Consider the following 20,319-nt stretch of genomic DNA (forward strand, 5'->3'; position numbering starts at 1 on the left):
ACGGTTGAATTTCTTTATAAATCTTTTGATTTTCCCCGACTGAACCAAGGTACACCAATATAAAAAATTACGGGGACGTAAAAGGGTACTGATAAAATTACAACCTATGTATGATAACGTCTGTAAGTTCCTTGCTGAATCATTTGCCAGTGACTTTGCAACTTGACTACTTAATGAACCAATTGAACTCACTCAACTAAGCCCATCGGAATTATCCCTCGAACCCATACGGGCAGATGCGCTAATTTTGTTACAGTCCGATGAAATTGTTCTCCATCTGGAATTTCAAACTAGACCAAAAGTTGATATTCCCTTTCGGATGAGTGATTATCGCTTACGCGGGTATCGCAAATTTCCCCAGAAAAAAATGCGTCAGGTGGTAATTTATTTACCACCAAGCGATTCTGAGTTAGTTTATCAAACGGAATTTGTTTTAGAAAATAGCTGGCATAGATTTGACGTAATTCGACTTTGGGAACAGCCAACAGAATATTTTTCAATTACCCAGGTTTGTTACCATTTGCAACTTTAAGCCAAACCGATAATCAAACGCGCACTTTAGAAGAAGTAGCTCAAGTTATTGAAGCGATCGAAGACACTAGAATCCGCAGTAATCTTGCTGCATCAACAGCCGTGTTATCTGGGCTAGTATTAAATAAGGACGTGATTAAAAGAATTTTGCGGAGTGATATGATGCGCGAATCTGTAATTTATCAAGATATTTTACAAGAAGGTGTTAAGGAAGGCTTTGAACAAGGTATTGAACAGGGTATTGAACAAAAATTTCTTCCTTTATGCCCTAGTTTTAACCCATCAATCCCCATTTTAAAAAATGATTTTTTATAGGTACTTATGAAACCAGATGAGACACCTAATATTGGCATTATCTCCTCATGCTTGTATCCACATAGCAGCATCTTGACTGCTGTAGCTCGCTTGATTTCACGCGGTTCTTTACTATTTTTGATAAAATCTTCTAATAATTGCATCCACATCACCACACCCTCTTTTTGGTTGCAAACGCTACCTTTATACTCTCTCAGTATTTTCTCATGAATCATTCCGGATTGCTATAGTAATAATTTAACTGATAAATGGCGCGGCTATGAAAGTTTTTTGGGAGTGCAATCACAATTAATAACTGAAAATTGGAGAATTGCTTTTTTAATATTCTCAGTAAATTTAAAATTTCTTCCACTAATTTTTATTTTTAAAAATTCATAATATTCATCTATGAATACCGCTGTTAAATGAGTCTTTATTGCCAAATGCTTCAGCATTTATCATGCTACATTTATTCGCATACTAATATAGTAAAGCTTTATATCTTCATTCCTTGACTCATCATATCCGGAAAGTTACAGAAGCAGTTTAATGATGATGCAATAACAGAAGTTGTTGGCAAATTGGCATGACAACTTTTACTATTATAGTTTTTAATTTAGTAATATTTTGATTGGCTTCTATTGAAGAAGGAGCAGATTTGGCAGTAGAGCGTAGCCATATTGAAAGTGGCAAGGTATGTAGTTGGAGTTTTGTTAAACGGTTTTTGTCTTGTGGTACTCAAATGTTGAGATTGATTATCCGACTAGGGGTACTAGGCAATATTTCTGACCCAATGAGTGGTTATTTGATGGTGTGCCGCAGTTTACTCACAGATGTAACTTTTAACCACTATTTTACTAATTTGATTGAGAACACTCACTATTGCAACTACCTAGAATTTTGTGTTTAGCCTCAAACTCATCTGGTTTGTAGTTGAAGGGAAATACGCGGATTTTTTATGGATTTCTTGACCAAATTATATAAATCAACTTAAGCCCAATAACTTTTTTAAGTATGTTTACAAAAGCCATTCCTCAAAAAATATTTATTACTGTTTTTATACTTATTGCTCTCCATGTAACTCCAGATGGCGCTCAAAATGCTCGTTACACCGATGCCATTCAATCACTTGTTGATTTTGGAACCTTTGCACTTCAGCCAGGATATCGTTCTCATATTGATATCCTACAAGTTAAAGAGCATTTTTATGCCGTAATTCCGCCTGGAGTACCGATTTTATTGTCGCCTTTATATTTTATATATCGAAATTTAATGAATTTCTTAGGTGTTCCTGTAAGTGAATCTTATTGGGCTGGTTTTACTATGCTTTCTAATATTACTATCATGGCTCCTTTATTAGGAATTGTGGCTGTGATGATGTTTAAAATACTCAAAATTTTTACAGGAGATCTGATTAAGAAACTATGGCTAGTTTTTATTTTTATATTTGGTTCTTTAAGTTTCTTTTATTCAACTAATGGGATTTGGAGTCATGCCTACACAATGTCATTTATTTTTATAGCTTTTTACCTTATTGTTAGGCAAAAAAATAGTTTTTTCATTGGTTTATGTCTCGGAATGGCTCAAATGCTTGATTATATTGCAATATTGCCAATCTTTCTTTTATTAGGTTTTTGGTTGTATATAAATCTGAAAAACAAATCAAAAAATATTTTTCAAAAATTAATTTTAATTGGTTGTGGATATTCAATATTTTTAGGTGTTATCCTGTATTACAATTATTCAATTACGGGTTCAATATTCACAACACCTAATTCACTTTTCTTTAAGCAATTAAGTCAAGCTAAAGAAGGTAAAAATTTAGCTCCCACATTTTTTAAATTACCTACGCTTGAAATTTTATGGGGATTAACATTTAGCCCTTATAGAGGAATTTTTCTCTATTTTCCTATGACATTTCTTTTTGTTATCTCTTTACTAAAAAATAAAAGTATCAAAAATAGTATATGTTTATTTTCGGGGATATTTGTTTTATGTGTATTAATCTATAATTCTACTTACTATGCCTGGTCGGGTGATGTCTGCTTTGGCCCACGGCATTTAGTAGTTGCTACACCATTTATTATTATTCCAATTGTGTATTGTAAAACTAAATATATTAAAATATTAGGAATTTTATCAATTTTCATCAATCTATCCGGAGTATCAACAAACCCGTCTGACAATTTATTCATAAATTTAGTGATGTTTATTTCCAGAGGATTATTTCTCCACTGGCTAGATTATGGATATAAAACTATATTGCCCAAATATTTGAATATTCATGTTTCTCTAATGACTCCTTTCTTTATTTACCTGGCAATTTTTAGTTTAATTTACATAATTTGGCAACCACTAATTAAAGAGTACCAAGTAACCCAAAATTTAAATATGCAAGAAAAGTTACATCAGTCTTAAGGATCACCACTAAACAATATATACTGACTAAATCTCATCTCTTGCTAGTTATGTTTTTCCCAAATTGATTTAGCTCCATGAGAAACAACCAAACAAATACATTATTAACAGTGCCATCTGGCAATTTACAGATTCCTGAATTTCCACCTCAATATCTAACTACAGACAGCAAAAATATTTATTTTTCTCTCATCATCCCTACTTACAAAGAGCGTGACAACATCGCCAATGTCATCAAGATACTGAGCGAACTGATAGAGGAATTTATCTCGGAAGATTACGAGCTAATTGTGGTAGATGATGATAGTCCAGATGGGACTTGGGAAGTAGCGCGATCGCTCATGCCAGAATATCCTAATTTGCGGGTAATGCGTCGCCAACAGGAACGAGGATTATCTTCAGCCGTGATCCGTGGGTGGCAAGTTGCTAGGGGGAGTGTTTTAGGTGTAATAGATGGAGATTTGCAGCATCCGCCAGAAGTATTGGCGCAGCTTTTACGTGGTATTGCACAGGGCGCAGATTTGGCTGTGGCGAGTCGTCATATAGAAGGCGGCGGTGTTAGCAGTTGGAGTGCGGTGAGACGTTTTTTGTCCCGTGGCGCTCAAGTGTTGGGTTTGATTTTCTTACCTGGGGTAGTAGGAAGAGTTTCTGACCCGATGAGTGGTTATTTTATGGTGCGTCGCAGTTGTATTGCAGGCGTAACACTCAATCCTGTAGGTTATAAAATTCTCCTAGAGGTGATTGGACGGGGAAATGTCGGCGAAATTGCCGAGGTTGGTTATGTATTTTGTGAACGCAAAGAAGGTGAAAGTAAAGTCACATGGAAGCAATATGTAGAATACTTACATCACTTATTGCGCTTACGGCTAACGACAAAACAGGTGGGACAAAAATCTTCTTTTCCCATTGGCCGATTTCTCCGCTTTGGTTTGGTAGGACTCAGTGGGGTATTTGTGGATATGGCCATACTTTATTTACTTAGCGACCCATCAACTTTAGCTTTACCCCTGACACGCAGCAAATTTATTGCGGGTGAAATTGCAGTTTTCAATAATTTTTTGTGGAATGATGCTTGGACATTTGCCGATGTAAGTCAAAGACAGCAAGAATGGCATCATCGTGCAAAGCGGTTTTTGAAATTTAATCTTGTTTGCTTGGCAGGATTGGGAATAAATGTTTTGGTGTTAAATTTAGTGTTTAATTTTGTGATTCCCAATCGTTACATTGCTAACTTAATTGCGATCGCAGTTGCTACTGTCTGGAATTTTTGGGTGAATTTAAAACTGAGTTGGCGCGTCACAGAGGTGAAATAAGCGAACTTAAATTTACAAATCAAGTCAAAATAGCAAAGAGTTGACTTGTAAATGGCGCGGTTATGAAAGTTTTTTTTGGGAGTGCATCAAAATTTTACAAACATATTATCCTGTTTTTCTCTGACTTTGCTAACCGTCGCGTGCCTTTAGCAGACGAAACTCCTACCCCAAATCAAATATCGGGGAATTGGCATTTTGTTACCAATAATCGCTGGTTTCATCCTTTGCTGTTATTGCTGTGGTTGATGATTGGCCTGGGTTTGCGTTTAACTAATTTAACAGCCAAACCCCCTTGGACTGACGAATTTTCGACTTTAGTATTTAGCCTGGGGAATAGTTTTTTACCAGTACCCTTAGATCAAGCGATCGCACCTGATATTTTATTACAACCATTACAACCCCAAGCAAGTGCTAGTGTTGCAGATGTTTGGGCGCACTTGAGCCATGAAACTAATCATCCACCAATGTATTTTTTCTTGGCTCACTGGTGGATGCAGTTATTTCCGTCACAACAAGGGCTAGTTTCATTATGGGGCGCGCGATCGCTCTCGGCAATTTTTGGTGCTGCGTCTATTCCCGCCATCTATGGTTTAGGCTGGCTAACTTTTCGTTCTCGCTTGATTGCACATATCGCTGCTGCCATTATGGCGGTATCACCTTATGCTATCTTTCTGGCACAAGAAGCACGTCATTACACTTTGGCAATTTTGTGGGTGATTGCATCTTTTGCTTGTTTAATTATCGCTACACGCCACATTCAACATCGGACACAATTACCCATCACCACGGCACTTACTTGGGTAATTATTAACGCTTTCGGGATTGCTACTCATTACTTTTTTGTCCTTACCCTTGGTAGTGAAGCCTTAGTTTTAATTTTTCTGGCTTGGCGACAACGTACTTTATTCTCTCCTCCTTGGTGGCGAATTTATGCCGTAGCTGCTGGTACTGCTGTCTCTGGCATAGTTTGGGTACCAATATTTTTACAGAATAATTATGGCGATAAATTAACAGATTGGATACAACAACCGCGCCAGGGATTTGAATGGTTAAACCCATTTTTTCAGGCTTTTGCTGCTTGGGTGACAATGCTTTTCTTGCTCCCAATTGAATCACCTCAGTTAGCAATTATTTTAATTTCTGGGCTAGTGATGTTGATTTTCTTTATTTGGTTTTTACCAATATTTATTCGCGGTATCAAAATTCAATTAAAGCAACCAGAAACTCAGGTTTTATGGGGAATCATTTTAAGCGCGATCGCTTTATTTTTTGTCTTTACTTATTTCCTGGGAATTGATTTAACCAGAGGCGCTCGTTATAACTTTGTTTATTTTCCCGCCGTCATTCTTTTACTTGGAGCAAGTTTAGCAGTTCGTTGGCAGAGTCAACACAACAATTATAAAATCACAGGCAAACAAGCCATCGCCATAGTTTGGCTCATGGGATTTTGTAGTGCAGTAACTGTGATTTGTAATTTGGGTTATCAAAAATATTACCGCCCAGACTTATTTTTACAAGTCATCAGACAAACATCCCAAGTTCCAGCCGTAATTGCAACTACTCAAATTACTCATGTTCAAATGGGTGAAATGATGGGTATCGCCAGAGAGTGGAAAATCCAAAATACACCTGCACCATCACTCCAGTTTATCCTGGCACATCAAGACCAAGACCCAAATACTCCTACAAATACCCTCAATAATATTTTAAAACACCTACCAAAACCCTTTGATTTGTGGTTAGTAAATTTCCGCGCACCCACAGCAGTAGAAACAGAAAAATGTCTTGCTGAAACTAAATCTCTCCCAGCAGTCAACGGCTATGAGTACAAAATTTATCATTGTCAATAGTTAATTTAAATCCTATTCAAGCTTAAGGAAAGCAGGCAGGATTCACTGTTATATCATGTCCGCTTGATTACTAATAAAGACCTAGGAACCCCACCTCGCCAAAACTACGTTTTGTCTCTCCTCCTTGTTCACGCCTGTGGTGTACACACAAATGAATGTTCGTCGAGTACATCTGTCCCGCCTCGGAATGAATTCCGAGTCTCATAGCGCAAGTCATCTTCAGATGACTCAACGAGAAATACATTCCAGTCCAGTTGAGTGGACTTTGGCTATGAGCCTGGAACTTTAGTTCTAGGCGGGATGTGGTTGAACACGAAAATTTTTGACTTGTATGTACAGATGGATTGCTAACCTCAGAGGAAAATGCTGAATTGGCAGGTATATTAGAACTTGATAGAATATTTACCTTGCTCAATGCCAAACTTATTTCTGAATCATGACAGTCAATTACTTTAGCGAGCCTGCTTTGACTGTTAGTATCTCGTAGAGAGATTCATCAAGAATTAGTAATTTGTCAAGTATATGTTTCTGGAACACCCACAGACGATAAACCTGCGATCGCCCGCAAATTTTGACAGCGAATTAATTCAGTAAAATTCAACCCGGTACGTCCTTCTATTTTGGCTACAGCTTCAATAGCAGATAGTAAATGTTGCGCTGCTTCAGCTTCTAAATAACCCCGACGTTGGGCTATTTTAATGGCGGCTATATCAGCATTTAACTCCGACTCTGATGATTTGTTACTACGCCAGATGCGGAAAATGGCGATCGCACTTAATCCCCCAGCCACAGCCACACCAACTGCATCTGACTGCGACGATTCGATTAATCCAGCCAACAATCCCAGCAGCACTACACCTTGATCAAGATTCGGTTTAAACCATTTCACGCCAATTAACCAGCTAACCTTCTGCAACAGCAATAAATCTCGTTGTGGTTTAGTTAAACGTCCCCACAAATCAAAATTAATATATATCGGTCTATCTTGATTCCAAGGTAGGGGAAAATTAGCGTCAATTACTGTGCTTTGCTCTGGTTTACTGACTATTTTGGTTGTCATTCTTCCAGAAGCAGGCATAACATCCAATAACCGACGAATTTCGACATTTAACTCCATATTTGTGTTCTATACGCCCGTGGCGATTTGTTTTTATTGAAAATTAAGAGTTGTAAAAAAACAGACTAATTTTATGAAAATACCAGATAAACAGATCTATATTAATTCGGGCTGATATGCTGCCTGCTGAGATTAAATTTTAAATTACATGGACGCTTTTGCTCCCATCCCACCTGAATGGACATCCAAGGCAGTTCACGCTTATGAATTTTGCTGTCCTACTTGCCATTCCAGTAGTCGAGAAGCATTACAAGTTTGGATCAATCGGCGATCGCCTGTAAGTTCAGAAGAACATCGTCGCAAATGGCAAGAGTTTTATCAATGCCATTGTGGTTGTGTATGGTGGGCTTGGAGTAGCGATCGACCCCCATCGGATTTGGCTAAACCAGAAGAAGATTATCCCCAATAAAAAAGCCCACTTAACGTGGGCTTTTTTATCTATCTCATCTCATCCAAAACTAAATTCTAGAACGAGAATGTGGTACGAATTGTACCGACGTAGATAGTATCGTTGTTGTCGTTATGTTCAGGATTGAAAACTACCAACAAGCCAGGAGTCACTAAAATATTATCGCTGACTTTGATTTTATAAAGACCTTCTAAGTGATAAGAAGTATCTCTGTCGGTGTTTGCTCTAGTGCCAAAGTTCAGGTCAGTAACTTTGGGTGGTTGACCAAAAATGATACCTAAAGTGTTACCTTCTTTACCCAAGTCTCTGATAGCTAGATTAGCCGCCCAGTACCAAATCTCTGCGTCACCGGAAGTTGTACCAGCGTCAGCTTGTGCATCAGTGTAACCTACCCAACCGCCAACGCCAATTTTATCAGTGGGGCGGAAGTTGGCCATAAAACTGTAGTTGTTAGCTGTGGTACCAATATTACCGAAAGGTCTGTTAGAAAGAGAACTACCTTGGCTACCAAATAAATTGACATCAATATCAGCACCATCATTCTGATAAGTGTGAGAGTAGGCAAAACCAAGGTTGATCTGTTTGCTTGGTTTGAAGTCTATTTGACCAAAGTAGGCATTAGATCCGTTGAATAGACCATTACCTTGGGAGGGGTCATTAGCGTTGGGTGCAAGATAAGCACCTGTGAGACTGATAGGCCCTTTGGGGTTGACAGTGACTGTCAAACCAGCGCCACCAGGAGATGATGCCCGATAAATTGGGCTAAAACGTCCGTAACGAGAGAGCGCACCTGTACCACTACTTCGGAAGTCTGGATTGAAAACGTTGATGTTATTCCAAAGTTCCGCACCAAACGCGTCAACCTTGACTCGGATTGCGTCACTCACCAAGTTAAATTCATAGTTGAGTTTATCAACTTCAACTTCATTACCATTATCGCCATCATGGCCTAAGCGGGTCATGTTAGTGCCGGTAACAGCAGTACCCAATGGGGTAATATTCCGAGCTTGCAAACGAGTTTGCAATCTATCTGTGCCTGTGAAGCTAGTGTATAAGTTCAAGCGCACCCGATCAGAAAAAGTGACATTGCTAGTTAAGTCACTATTATCGGCAGTACTTGTAGTTGTATCAGCTCTATCACCACCGAAAGGTGCAGTCACACTGAAAATTGCTTCGCCAACTAACTTGGTGGTAGTAGAGAATTGCTGTGCTTCTAACTTAGCAGTGCGTGCTTCTAGTGCATCTACGCGACCGCGCAAAGTTGCTAATTCCGCAGAAAATTCTTCTTGTAAACGCTGTAACGTTGCTAAGTCTTCTTTGGTGACTAAATCAGCTGTGGCTGTAGCAATTAGTTCGTTAACTCTGTCTAAACAAGCATTCAAACCAGCCGCAAACTCATAACGAGTTAAAGCCCGGTTCCCGCGATATGTACCGTTAGGATAACCTGCAATACAACCGTAACGTTCTACTAAAGACTGTAAGGCTTGGAATGCCCAATCTGTGGGTTGTACATCGGAAAACTGGGAAACAGATGTTACTTGCCCCATACTGTCAGGTTGTGCCGCCAACTGAGTCACAGCTGTAACTTGTTCGTTAGCTTCCCCAGCTAAGGCGCTGTTAGCAGCTAATACGGTCGCAGCTAAAAATGCTGGACTGACTTTCAGTACATTCCAAAAAGAATTTGTCATGAATTTTACTCTCACTCACACCATACCATCAAACCTTATGAGTACACTCCTTATTATTTTATCAGGAAATATACTCACAAAGCTTGTTTTTATTATATCACGTAAGTTCCGATTTAGAAACTAAAAGTTGTCCGAAGTGTACCTACGTAAAGAGTATCGTTTCTATCGTTATTTTCCGGGTTGAAAATTACTATTAAACCAGGGGTGACTTGAATGTTATTGCTGACCTTGATTTTATAAAGCCCTTCCAGATGATAGGAAGTATCTCCATCTCTACGACTCGCATCAGGATTTTCTGTCACTGTTGGTTGTTGACCGAATACTATACCTAGCACGTTACCTTCTTTACCAAAGTCTCTTAGTGCTATGGTTCCAGCCCAATAGACAACATCCGCATCTCTACCTCTGTTTGGGCCAGTTTCGGCTACAGCACTGGAATAGCCAGCCCAACCACCAAGCGTCAATTTCTCACTAGGTTTAAAAGTAGCTTGTATACCGTAGTGATTACCTGTGGTAGCAACACCAGTACCAAAGGGACTCACTGCATAGAGACTACCTGTACCCCCAGTGAAGTTAACATTATTATTGGAAATGCCAGCAGGTGAAGTTCTCGCACCATCGTAAGTGTGGGCGTAGGCTAAAGCAATGTTTAAAGCTTTGCTTGGTTTAAATTCTAATTGTCCAAAAGCAGCGTAATCACCGTTGAATAAGCCAAAACCTGCATTGGGGCTACTTGATCTAGGTGCTAAATAAGCGCCAGTTAAGCTAATAGCGCCTTGAGGGTTAAGGGTAACTGTTAAACCAGAACCACCAGAACCATTACGATAAATAGGACTGAAACGTCCGTAACGTGAGATAGCACCTGCACCACTGCTTCTAAATTCAGGGTTTAAAACGTTGACATTCTCCCACAATTCCGCTGCGCTCACATCAACTTTGACGCGAGCAAAATTAGTTAGGTTAAAAGCGTAGTTAATTTTATCGATTTGAACTTCGTTGTTCAGAATTGGTTCTGCATAAGCTAATCGGGTCTGGTTTGTACCAGTAAATTGTGCAGTACCGTTGACGATATTGTTAGCTTGTAAGCGAACTTGTAATTGATCTGTGCCTGTAAAACTACTAAGTAAGGATAAACGGACGCGATCGCCAAAGGTAGTATTAGAATCTAAATCCCGTGTTGGTGTGTTGGGATTGGATACGGCTACATTGTCCCCAAAAGTTTGAGATACGTCGAAAATAGCTTCACCAACCAATTTGGTAGTAGTGGAGAATTGGTTTGCTTCTAGTTCCGCAGTCCGCGCTTCTAGCGCATCTACCCGACCGCGCAGAGTTGCGAGTTCCGCAGAAAATTCTTCTTGTAAACGCTGTAACGTTGCTAAGTCTTCTTTGGTGACTAAATCAGCTGTGGCTGTAGCAATTAGTTCGTTAACTCTGTCTAAACAAGCATTCAAACCAGCCGCAAACTCATAACGAGTTAAAGCCCGGTTCCCGCGATATGTACCGTTAGGATAACCTGCAATACAACCGTAACGTTCTACTAAAGACTGTAAGGCTTGGAATGCCCAATCTGTGGGTTGTACATCGGAAAACTGGGAAACAGATGTTACTTGCCCCATACTGTCAGGTTGTGCCGCCAACTGAGTCACAGCTGTAACTTGTTCGTTAGCTTCCCCAGCTAAGGCGCTGTTAGCAGCTAATACGGTCGCAGCCAGAACTGCTGGACTGAACTTCAGAACATTCCAGAAAAGTTTGGTCATTATCTTAACTCTCACTCACACCCACTAGTGCAATCTATGGCTGTATTTTGGCTACAATTGCTGCTTATTTTAAGGGTATAGAAACATAATCACAGGCATCAATATACCAGATGCGTTGTTATTAACACAAGTCAATAAACATTGTTTTTTACTATAGTTTGGGTAGTAAATTTATTTGGCAAACGCAAAATAATCCGCCGCTTGTATCTTAACAAGACACCTTCTTCTTCAAAGTGTTGTAATAGTCTTGTAATTGTCACCCTCGTTGTGTTTAAAACTTCGGCAATTTCCTGATGGGTGATGTTGATATCAATAACTTTATCTTGTTCGACATTCCGTCCAAACTTATCACTCAGCCATAATAAAAATTTCCATAAGCGCAGGGAGATTGGTTTGAGATGAACTATGCTTAAAAGTTCTTCTGACTGTTGAATATGGTTAAATAAACCCTCAATATTTTGATGCCAGAGATAAGATGGCACAAGACTTACCTCAACACTGGTCAAACATTCAATTTGGTAGGGTTTAACTTTAGTTAAAGGAGAGCCAATCAAGTCTCCTGGCCCCCAATAACCTAAAGTGATGAAGGTGCCATCTTCAGCCCAGGTTAGGGTACGAACTGCGCCACGATCTATCCGCCATATTACCTCGTTCGGCAAGGGAATAATTTCTTTTCTGGCAAAGATTTTTATTGATAGTTGTTCACTAACAGATGCCGTGGAGAATGTTGGTGTCAGACTGGTGGATGTCATTATAAATTTTCTGGGAGCTAGTGAAAGTTTTAATGGTTTGACAAGGTAATCGCTGCAAATCTGGTAATTTTTAAACAGCTATTTGCTTGATATTTTCTAAATGTTCGGTTAATAAATAATAGATTTGTGATTATGTAGCTAATTGAATCTTTTGATATTGTTTGTTAGCAGAGATTGAAGATTTTGTGATAGCAATGACTGCTGGTTTCGGAGGTGCGTTAGGAGTTTTATCAGGCCAATTAGAACCAATAGGAACTTGGCGAGTTTGGAAAAATTCTTTGCCTGTAGTAGTAGTGACTACAAATTGTCTGGTTTCTCTAGCTTGGCCTTTGCGAGTCCCATTTGTTTCTCCTGGATGTTGTATAGATAAAAACATAGTTGTCTGATCTGTGGTGAAACAAGGGCCAGTAGTTTCACATTCCATTGGTGCGATCGCAAACAAAAAGGCTTTACCTGCATCTGCACCACTGGTGGGGATAAACCATACAGAGTTATTCCCAAATAAACCAGATAAGCTGACAGATTTTCCTGGTTCAGCCTGACGGTTATTCACCGCATGATTGAGCTTGGCTGTGGAAATATCCGTTACCATCCAGACATGACCTTGACGATCTAGTAATAAATTATCTGGATTTGCAAAACCCATCCCGCCGGCGGCTGGTTCTCCGCCTATGGCTAAGATTTGCCAACGAAAAGTCATCGCTGCGGGGTCGTTGTTATCTTCGGTTAAACGCATCACCCAGCCGTATTCATAGCCTGCTTCACCTTGGGGACTTTTAAATACTCGCAAATCAGAACCACCTTGTTTATCAGGCGCACCAGAGGTAAAACTGATGTATAAATCGCCGTTGGGAGCAATTTCTGTATCTTCAGGACGTGCTGTGCAGGTAGCGCCCGCTGCATTGGCGGCGTAGTGTGCATCAATTAAAATTGCACCTTGTTTTTCGGCGGCGTTACCAGTGTAAAGGTCTGCCAGTTTTTGATACTTTTGTTTGTATTGAGCGATCGCTTCATCTTGGGTAACTGGTAAATAACCTGCCTTCAAGTCTGCTGTTTCTGCTTTAGCACCTAGTGGCAACAAAATAATATTACCAGCAATACTACTAGGAATACTTGGGTTAACAGGAGTTTCTGCTTTTAGGGCTATCCAGCTACCTGTACCATCGGCGTTGAATTTGGCGGCGTACAGCATTCCCTGTTGTAATAGCTGAGAATTAGCCTTGTCTTGGGGATTTTTTACCTGATCACGACTGACAAATTTATATATGTGTCCGCCGCGGCGATCGCATCCTGAATAAAAAGCTAATGGTTTCCCGGCTTCTACCCGTACACCTACAGCTTCATGACGATAACGTCCTAACCAAGTGTGTTTCGTACCATAATCTTGGGGGTTGGCTGTGTCAATTTCCACAATCCAACCATATTTATTCCCCGCTAAACCAAATACATTTCCTTGACCAAATAATTCCTCGTCACCCAAAGCAAACGGCAGTGTACTAGGTTCAAAAGCTGTACCATCGGCATACACTGGTTCTGGTACTTGGGCTTGAAAATTTTCTTCGGCACTCAGTACTGTACCCCACGGGGTTGTTCCGCCCGCACAGTTAGCGAAAGTTCCAATAATGCGATCGCCAAGTTTATCTATATATCCCTGACCTGTTTGTTTCCGAAATACTGTAACTGCGGGGCCAGTAGCTTGTAAATACCGACGATCTTTTAAACCCGAAATCCCACTAATCCGTCTATCTGCTGGGGAATTAGTTCTTTCCCACTGACCATTAGCTGTTTTCTGTAGCGAAATTACACCTAACCCTTGGTCTAATAAAGCTGCTTGACAAATTTCCGCAATTTTAGTTTTTATCGGGTCATTATCTGGCAAAGCATAAGCATTAATCGCATTTTTACCGGAATTTGTGCTATTTAAAGCTGCTTTCACATCTGCAAATGGTAATGATTTTCCCATCACTTGCTGATAGGTTTCCATCCAAGGAATAGCGCTGATATACTCAAAGTTCACCGCTAAATAACCAGCATTTTCTCCCGTGGGGATAAAAGATAAATAGTCGTTGTTGTAACCAAACCGCGAATCACCAACTTGATCACCCCAAGCGGCAATTACTTTATATTGAAACCCTTCTGGCAGTACCAAGTCATCAACCACATCATAAGAACTGTATTGAATTTGCTGCTGTTCTGGGCTGAAGCCTGCGGTTTCTAGAGGTATTGCTCCCTTAATTGGTTTAAACGAGAATACTGATTCTCCTACTGATGATGTGCTTTTTTGCGCCGTAGTATTTTGACCGCAACCTGTAAGGTTACTAAGCGCTAATGCACTAGCGCTACCTCCCATTAATAGCAAGAAATCTCGACGCTGGATACTCATTTATACCGATAAGGCGATATTTATTGTGCTTGCGGACACTTTAATCATGCAAGGTTAAGAATAGGTAAAAATTTAGTGAAATCTAACTTAGTTAAGCAAGTTTTAACTTTTTGGGCAATACAAAATAATCAGAAGTTGAAATCCGCTACGTCTTCAAGAAGTCGAGTATTTCTTTACTTATGAGCAAAAAAAGTGAGAATTGGAATATGTCAATTTCCAATCCTCGCTTTTTTAAATGTTGTATTTAGTAACAAAAAATTTGCTAAATAATTAATTCCTTAATGAAAAAAATCGCTTGTCAATTGTGTTTAACTACGTTGACCAGTAACAATATATGCCACTCTTTGACCGATATTGGTAGCGTGATCTGCCATCCGTTCTAGACAACGAATTGCCAGTGCCAGCAGGATAATTGGTTCTACAACTCCGATAATATCCCGTTGTTGAGCTAAGGTTTGATAAAGGCGAGCGTAAGCATTATCTACAGCATCATCTAAGTGTTTAATTCCCCGTCCGCCCGCTTCATCTAAATCTGCCAAAGCTACTAAACTAGTGGCTAACATCGCCTGGGCGTGGTGTGACATAACTTCGATTTCTGGCAAAGATGAATGAGGCTCATAAGGAAAGAGCTTAATCGCAATTTTGGCTATATCCTTAGCATAATCACCTATGCGTTCTAAATCTCGGACTAATTGCATAAAAGCACTTAAACAGCGCAAATCTTGGGCTGTTGGCGCTTGGGTCATGATTGCTGTACAGTCTGATTCTATTTGTCTATAAAAACGGTCAATTTTTTTATCTAATTTGGGGAGTTCTTCAGCAGCGGTTAAGTTACGAGCAAATAACGCTTGGTGGCTGAGGCGAAATGATTGTTCTACCAAAGCTCCCATACGTAAAACATCTCGTTCTAAGCGCCTGATAGCGCGTGCTAACTGAGAACTGTCAGGGTTGGGATTATAAACGACAGCTTCCACACTTGTATTCTCAAAAGTGAAGATACTATTAACTATAGTCTTGGCTTTGAGAGTTCGCCACAACTTCTGGAAGTATCACTTGCATCCAAGCACCACCTGTTTGGGGGTGATTCATGGCTTTGATGGAACCACCGTGAGCTAACAAGATTTGTCGGACGATCGCTAATCCTAAACCATTACCGACAATCGATCCAATAGAATTATCGGCTAAGGACGAATGTGTTCGGGCTTTATCGCCGCGATAAAATCGCTCAAAAATATGCGGTAAATCTGCTTCCGAAAAACCTGTACCTGAATCAATTAAATTTAGTTCTAAGGTGGGATGTAGAGAATTATCTTGATGATGGTCTTCTAAAAATCTAATTTTTGCTTCCACTTGAATGTTTGTGCTAGGAGAACTGTATTTAATACTATTGTCTAGCAAGTTGAGAAAAACTTGATAAATCCGGGCTTGATCGGCTTTAATCCAAATGTCTTCTGGCCCGGAATAATTCAGAGAAAGATGTTGTCTTTGTGCTAAGGGTTCTAAAGTTTCCCACACCGATGCAATTAGCGATCGCACTTCGACTTTTTCCAGATGCAATTGCATTTTGGGGTTAGCTTCAATTTGCGTCAGTTCTAACCAGCCTTGAACTAAGCTAATTAGTCTGTCAACTTCTTGCATCAGGCGGTCAACCCAGCGATTTAACGGCGGTTCTAAGCGATGTTGTAAGGTTTCTGCAACGAGACGAATGGAAGTTAAAGGTGTTCTGAGTTCGTGAGCTAAATCAGAAAATGAGCGATCGCGTTCTTGATTTACGTCTAGCAGTGGTTGACGATTTTCCAGAAATACGCCTACTTGGCCATTGGGTAAGGGCAAGCCAGAGGCACGTAAAGTCATAGACTTGATAGTGGGTAATTCTGCTGGATTGTCGGATGAGGGATGAAATAACCACTCTTTAGTTTGGGGTTTTTGGCGATCGCGTGTTTGCTCAACCAATCGGTCTAATTCATACGATCGCACCAACTCTAACAACAAACGCACCTGTCCTGGTTGCCATCTTTGCAGATATAGAATTTCTTTGGCTTGTTGGTTACACCACAGCAATTGATTTTCTTCATCTACTTGCAAATATCCCATTGGTGCAAAATCCAACAGGTCTTGATAAGTTTGCAGGGATTTTTGCAAATCTTGGCGCTGCTGCTGTAATGTCTTGATTTCTTGACGCAAACGAGGTAAAAGCGGTAAGGCTAAATCAGTAGATTTAGAGTAGGGTTGCAAAACTCTCTCTAGGTAACGGTTTAGTTGAAACTGTTGCCAAATCCAAAACCCGATACCTACCGCCAAACCTAGAATAAATCCCAATAAGAACATTATGAGTCCCAGTTGCTAGTTGCGTCGTGATTAATAAACTAACAACTATCTTCATCCATTATCCGAATCGATAGCCAAATCCTCTTACAGTCACAATATATTCAGGATGGCTAGGATCTAATTCTAATTTCTCCCGTAACCAGCGAATGTGAACATCCACAGTTTTGCTATCCCCTACGAAATCTGGCCCCCAAACCTGATCTAACAACTGCTCCCGCGACCAAACTCGCCGCGCATAACTCATAAACAATTCCAACAAGCGGAATTCTTTTGGGGAAAGATTGACTTCTTGACCCCGCACTAACACCCGACATTCTTGAGGGTTTAAGCTAACGTCTTTATATTTCAGAACTGGTAATTGCGGTAAAGTGCTTAAACGTTGACGACGCAGCAGCGCCCGACAACGAGCTACTAGTTCCCGCATACTAAAAGGCTTGGTGAGATAGTCATCTGCGCCAACTTCTAAACCCAACACGCGATCGGTTTCACTACCCTTAGCACTCAGCATTAAAATCGGTACTGGATTGCCTTGATGACGCAGCAAGCGACAAATATCTAAACCATTGATTTGCGGTAACATCAAGTCAAGAATCACCAAATCAAAGGGAAACTCGCCTGAGTTAGATTCAAAACTTTTGAGATACTCGATCGCTACCCGCCCATCTGGGGCTGTTACGACCTCATAACCTTCCTCTTCCAAGGCTACAGATAGCATCTCTTGGATTAACTCTTCATCTTCTACCACTAGAATCTGGCTTGTGTGTCCGATATCTGCTCTAGCAGAATACTTGGTCGATTCACTGGTGTACATTGATATCACAAAAGTCTGCCCTGTGCTTGTATCAATATGAAAATTGAGTCAATTATCTAACTTCTCGGTGCATTTACAGTCGCGCCGTTGCAAATTAATTTGCAAAAAGTAACATATGTAACAGCTATATCTACAAACATTATAAATCAGATTTGCTGCATATTGGCAAGAAAACTCTTTGTGAAACTTAGAGCTACAGTATTTTGCAGCCAGCTTTGATTCGTTACTAGGTTGAATATTTGGTGATTTTACACCGCCACAGCGATGAAAAACAAGCTTTTTACCATAGCCTACACATATTCTCATTCCAGCATCGATTCTCTATTGACAAGGATGAATGAGTTTGAGTATAGTTATTAGTACAAAAATACTACCGCCTTTCCAAGTAAAAACCATACCCAGTTTCCGTATTTCTTCATTGCAGTATTTGTACTGAGCAAAAATTACTGTTTTAAAGGTTACTCTTATGTCTGCATAGGGTAGCTATTGGTATGGTTTGTTACCCACTCAATTCATTACTAATTCAAGGAGTTAAAGTATGACTTCAGTTGCAGTTAAAGACAGCAAACAGCAACTAATGCAAGCATTTCAACAAATTTTAACTGAACGAAAAAAATTAGAATCAAAAATTGCTACCAAACAAGAAGAAGCAGAAAAAGTCAAAAACCAAGAAATTTTAACTGCGGCTTCTACCTATACAGTTGATAGCATTGTTAAAGGTTTAGCTGATTTACAATTAGAATTTGGGAGTATTGTCAATTCTCTATCAGAAAAGTTAGCTAAAGAAAACTCCAAGTTAGATGAACTAAATCGAGGTATAGAAATTGCCACTCAACAGTTGCAAGAACTACAAAGAATTAGAATTGTTGCAGATACACTAGATATTCTCACTCAAGAACACCAAGAAAAATTAAAAACTCTAGAACAAGATACTACCAGCAAACAAGAGGCAATTGAAAAAGAAATTGCTCTCAAGCGTAAAGAATGGCAAAATGAACAATCGGAGTATGAAGAAGCAGTCACAGCATACAATGATGTGACCAATAAAGAACGCCAACAAGAACAAGAAGAATATCAATATAAACTAGAAACTACTCGCAAGCTGAATACAGATGCTTATGAAGCGAATAAACGCAACTTAGAAAGAGATATTCAAGAAAAAACCCAAGAAAAAGAGAAAGATTGGGCTGAACGGGAGAAAATTCTCTCTAATAATCAAGCAGTATTTAAAGAATATCAACAAAAGGTCGCAGCTTTTCCTGCCGAATTGGAAGAAGCAGTTAAAAAGGCGAGAGAAGAAGCAATTAAAGACACCAGTCAAAAAGCTAAAATCGAAGCTGATTTATTTGAGAAAGAATGGGAATCTAGCAAGCAAAGCTATGAACAAAAAATTCAAAGCTTGGAAGAAACAATTACAAAGCAAGTAGAGCAAATAGAAAGTATTTCTACACAATTACAAACAACTTTGAAACAGGCGCAAGATTTGGCAATGAGAGCTTTTGGCAATTCTGCCAATAAATAAGTATTTTATCTGAAAAATCGAGAATATTTGGAGGTTTATAATGGCTGGTAAAAAACTCACAGATAAGAATACAAAAGCAGAAATTTTGCAAGCCTATGAAGAGTTATCTAAAGAAACATCAGGATTGAAAACTCAATTAAATCAAGCTGTAAAAGCTAATCAAACTGTAAATATAGATAAGCCTAACATAGAGGCAAATATAGCTATGAATCAGCCAACTACTATCCAACAGAAGATGAATCACACAATTGAAAGTTTAGCTAAAATTCAATTAGGCTTCGGTAGTGCGGCGAATGAGCTATCAGAACAGTTAACTACGCAAGCTTCTAAATTAGGAGAAATTAGGCAATCTGTAGAAACAGAAGTTACAGCCTTAAAACAACTACATAATTTAGAAGTTGCTGAAAATACATTAGATACTTTGATTACAGCCTATGAAGATAATTCTAAGGCATATCAGGAAGAGTATAATCAACGTTATGAAGTGTTATCGCAAGAAATCCTTGAGCAACGTATTACTTGGCAAAAAGAACAAGAAGAATATAAGCAGTCAATTAAAGAACGCAATGATAACTTAAATAAAACCCGACAACGAGATACATCAGAGTATAAATATGATTTAGAACTACAGCGCAAGTTGAATTCTGATGAATATGAACAAGTGCAAAAAACTTTATACAAGCAGTTAGAAGAATTTCAACAAGCTACAGAAAAACAATGGAATGAACGTGAAAAACAAGTTGTAGAACGAGAAACGCAATTTGCAGAAGCCAAATCTAAGGTAGAAGCATTCCCGAAAGATAAAGAAGCAGCTTTGAAAAAAGCTACAGAAGAAGGTAAGGGTATTGCTCATTATCAGGCGAAGGTAAAATCAGATTTATATGCGAAAGAAGTAGAAGGACAAAAGCGTTTTTATGAGCAGAGATTACAATCTCTAGAACAAACTATTAATAATCAGGAAACACGTATTCAAAATCTTTCTAAGCAGTTAGACTCAGCTTTGAAACAAGTTCAAGATTTGGCTGTTAAGGCTATTGAAGGAACTGCAAATGTAAATTCTTACCAAGCCATTAAAGAGATAGCTTTAGAACAGGCAAAAAGCCAGGTAAAAAATAAATAGTTAGGATACAAATCAAATAATTTAGA

14 protein-coding genes and 1 pseudogene are annotated in these 20,319 nt (G+C 39.3%); 7 read left to right on the forward strand and 8 right to left on the reverse strand.

Annotated features, from left to right (window positions below):
- The first annotated feature begins 106 nt into the window (after positions 1–106).
- The 4 genes and pseudogenes from IQ244_RS09480 to IQ244_RS09495 all read left to right on the forward strand — a co-directional run bounded on the left by IQ244_RS09480 (position 107) and on the right by IQ244_RS09495 (position 6,406).
- Positions 107–846 (forward strand): annotated as a pseudogene (locus IQ244_RS09480) (Rpn family recombination-promoting nuclease/putative transposase).
- Between the two features lie 993 nt (positions 847–1,839).
- A complete protein-coding gene (locus tag IQ244_RS09485; protein ID WP_193892652.1) occupies positions 1,840–3,243 on the forward strand; it encodes a hypothetical protein in 1,404 nt (467 codons plus the stop codon).
- A gap of 77 nt (positions 3,244–3,320) precedes the next feature.
- On the forward strand, positions 3,321–4,556 hold the full coding sequence (locus tag IQ244_RS09490) for a glycosyltransferase (RefSeq protein ID WP_193892655.1): 1,236 nt from the start codon (positions 3,321–3,323) through the stop codon (positions 4,554–4,556).
- Between the two features lie 62 nt (positions 4,557–4,618).
- Positions 4,619–6,406, forward strand: coding sequence for a glycosyltransferase family 39 protein (locus IQ244_RS09495; protein WP_228058828.1), 1,788 nt, complete (start codon positions 4,619–4,621; stop codon positions 6,404–6,406).
- A gap of 514 nt (positions 6,407–6,920) precedes the next feature.
- Here the strand turns inward: IQ244_RS09495 and IQ244_RS09500 are convergent.
- Positions 6,921–7,523: a DUF3318 domain-containing protein gene (locus IQ244_RS09500; protein ID WP_193892658.1), complete on the reverse strand. Its 603-nt coding sequence runs from the start codon at positions 7,521–7,523 to the stop codon at positions 6,921–6,923.
- Positions 7,524–7,671: 148 nt separating this feature from the next.
- Between IQ244_RS09500 and IQ244_RS09505 the strand changes: the two genes are divergently transcribed.
- Positions 7,672–7,932 carry a hypothetical protein gene (locus IQ244_RS09505; RefSeq protein WP_193892661.1) on the forward strand — a complete coding sequence of 87 codons (261 nt, stop codon included), beginning with the start codon at positions 7,672–7,674 and terminating at the stop codon, positions 7,930–7,932.
- Between the two features lie 56 nt (positions 7,933–7,988).
- On the opposite strand, the gene IQ244_RS09510 is transcribed toward IQ244_RS09505, so the two are convergent.
- The 7 genes from IQ244_RS09510 to IQ244_RS09540 form a co-directional block, all read right to left on the reverse strand.
- On the reverse strand, positions 7,989–9,620 hold the full coding sequence (locus tag IQ244_RS09510) for an iron uptake porin (protein ID WP_193892682.1): 1,632 nt from the start codon (positions 9,618–9,620) through the stop codon (positions 7,989–7,991).
- 113 nt (positions 9,621–9,733) lie between these two features.
- Positions 9,734–11,377: an iron uptake porin gene (locus IQ244_RS09515; RefSeq protein WP_193892699.1), complete on the reverse strand. Its 1,644-nt coding sequence runs from the start codon at positions 11,375–11,377 to the stop codon at positions 9,734–9,736.
- A gap of 131 nt (positions 11,378–11,508) precedes the next feature.
- On the reverse strand, positions 11,509–12,129 hold the full coding sequence (locus tag IQ244_RS09520) for a Crp/Fnr family transcriptional regulator (protein ID WP_193892703.1): 621 nt from the start codon (positions 12,127–12,129) through the stop codon (positions 11,509–11,511).
- Positions 12,130–12,259: 130 nt separating this feature from the next.
- Complete coding sequence (locus IQ244_RS09525) at positions 12,260–14,512, reverse strand: PhoX family protein (RefSeq protein ID WP_193892705.1); 2,253 nt, start codon at positions 14,510–14,512, stop codon at positions 12,260–12,262.
- 308 nt (positions 14,513–14,820) lie between these two features.
- Positions 14,821–15,486 carry a phosphate signaling complex protein PhoU gene (phoU, locus tag IQ244_RS09530; protein ID WP_193892708.1) on the reverse strand — a complete coding sequence of 222 codons (666 nt, stop codon included), beginning with the start codon at positions 15,484–15,486 and terminating at the stop codon, positions 14,821–14,823.
- Positions 15,487–15,514: 28 nt separating this feature from the next.
- On the reverse strand, positions 15,515–16,840 hold the full coding sequence (locus IQ244_RS09535; RefSeq protein ID WP_193892711.1) for an ATP-binding protein: 1,326 nt from the start codon (positions 16,838–16,840) through the stop codon (positions 15,515–15,517).
- Positions 16,841–16,898: 58 nt separating this feature from the next.
- A complete protein-coding gene (locus tag IQ244_RS09540; protein ID WP_193892714.1) occupies positions 16,899–17,651 on the reverse strand; it encodes a winged helix-turn-helix domain-containing protein in 753 nt (250 codons plus the stop codon).
- Between the two features lie 538 nt (positions 17,652–18,189).
- Between IQ244_RS09540 and IQ244_RS09545 the strand changes: the two genes are divergently transcribed.
- Both IQ244_RS09545 and IQ244_RS09550 read left to right on the forward strand, forming a co-directional pair.
- On the forward strand, positions 18,190–19,173 hold the full coding sequence (locus IQ244_RS09545) for a hypothetical protein (RefSeq protein WP_193892717.1): 984 nt from the start codon (positions 18,190–18,192) through the stop codon (positions 19,171–19,173).
- A 40-nt stretch (positions 19,174–19,213) separates the two neighbouring features.
- Positions 19,214–20,293: a hypothetical protein gene (locus tag IQ244_RS09550; RefSeq protein ID WP_193892720.1), complete on the forward strand. Its 1,080-nt coding sequence runs from the start codon at positions 19,214–19,216 to the stop codon at positions 20,291–20,293.
- Positions 20,294–20,319: the final 26 nt, after the last annotated feature.

This window comes from Nostoc sp. LEGE 06077, from assembly GCF_015207705.1.
In the GTDB taxonomy this organism is placed as follows: Bacteria; Cyanobacteriota; Cyanobacteriia; order Cyanobacteriales; family Nostocaceae; genus Nostoc_B.

What these genes read in the sequence shown, in the direction of transcription:
- IQ244_RS09490 (WP_193892655.1), top strand. Translation starts at nt 3,321, where the DNA reads ATGAGAAACAACCAAACAAATACATTATTAACAGTGCCATCTGGCAAT.
- IQ244_RS09525 (WP_193892705.1), bottom strand. Translation starts at nt 14,512, where the DNA reads ATGAGTATCCAGCGTCGAGATTTCTTGCTATTAATGGGAGGTAGCGCT.
- IQ244_RS09540 (WP_193892714.1), bottom strand. Translation starts at nt 17,651, where the DNA reads ATGTACACCAGTGAATCGACCAAGTATTCTGCTAGAGCAGATATCGGA.
- IQ244_RS09545 (WP_193892717.1), top strand. Translation starts at nt 18,190, where the DNA reads ATGACTTCAGTTGCAGTTAAAGACAGCAAACAGCAACTAATGCAAGCA.
- IQ244_RS09495 (WP_228058828.1), top strand. Translation starts at nt 4,619, where the DNA reads ATGAAAGTTTTTTTTGGGAGTGCATCAAAATTTTACAAACATATTATC.
- IQ244_RS09535 (WP_193892711.1), bottom strand. Translation starts at nt 16,840, where the DNA reads ATGTTCTTATTGGGATTTATTCTAGGTTTGGCGGTAGGTATCGGGTTT.
- IQ244_RS09505 (WP_193892661.1), top strand. Translation starts at nt 7,672, where the DNA reads ATGGACGCTTTTGCTCCCATCCCACCTGAATGGACATCCAAGGCAGTT.
- IQ244_RS09520 (WP_193892703.1), bottom strand. Translation starts at nt 12,129, where the DNA reads ATGACATCCACCAGTCTGACACCAACATTCTCCACGGCATCTGTTAGT.
- IQ244_RS09550 (WP_193892720.1), top strand. Translation starts at nt 19,214, where the DNA reads ATGGCTGGTAAAAAACTCACAGATAAGAATACAAAAGCAGAAATTTTG.
- IQ244_RS09515 (WP_193892699.1), bottom strand. Translation starts at nt 11,377, where the DNA reads ATGACCAAACTTTTCTGGAATGTTCTGAAGTTCAGTCCAGCAGTTCTG.
- IQ244_RS09510 (WP_193892682.1), bottom strand. Translation starts at nt 9,620, where the DNA reads ATGACAAATTCTTTTTGGAATGTACTGAAAGTCAGTCCAGCATTTTTA.
- IQ244_RS09485 (WP_193892652.1), top strand. Translation starts at nt 1,840, where the DNA reads ATGTTTACAAAAGCCATTCCTCAAAAAATATTTATTACTGTTTTTATA.
- IQ244_RS09500 (WP_193892658.1), bottom strand. Translation starts at nt 7,523, where the DNA reads ATGGAGTTAAATGTCGAAATTCGTCGGTTATTGGATGTTATGCCTGCT.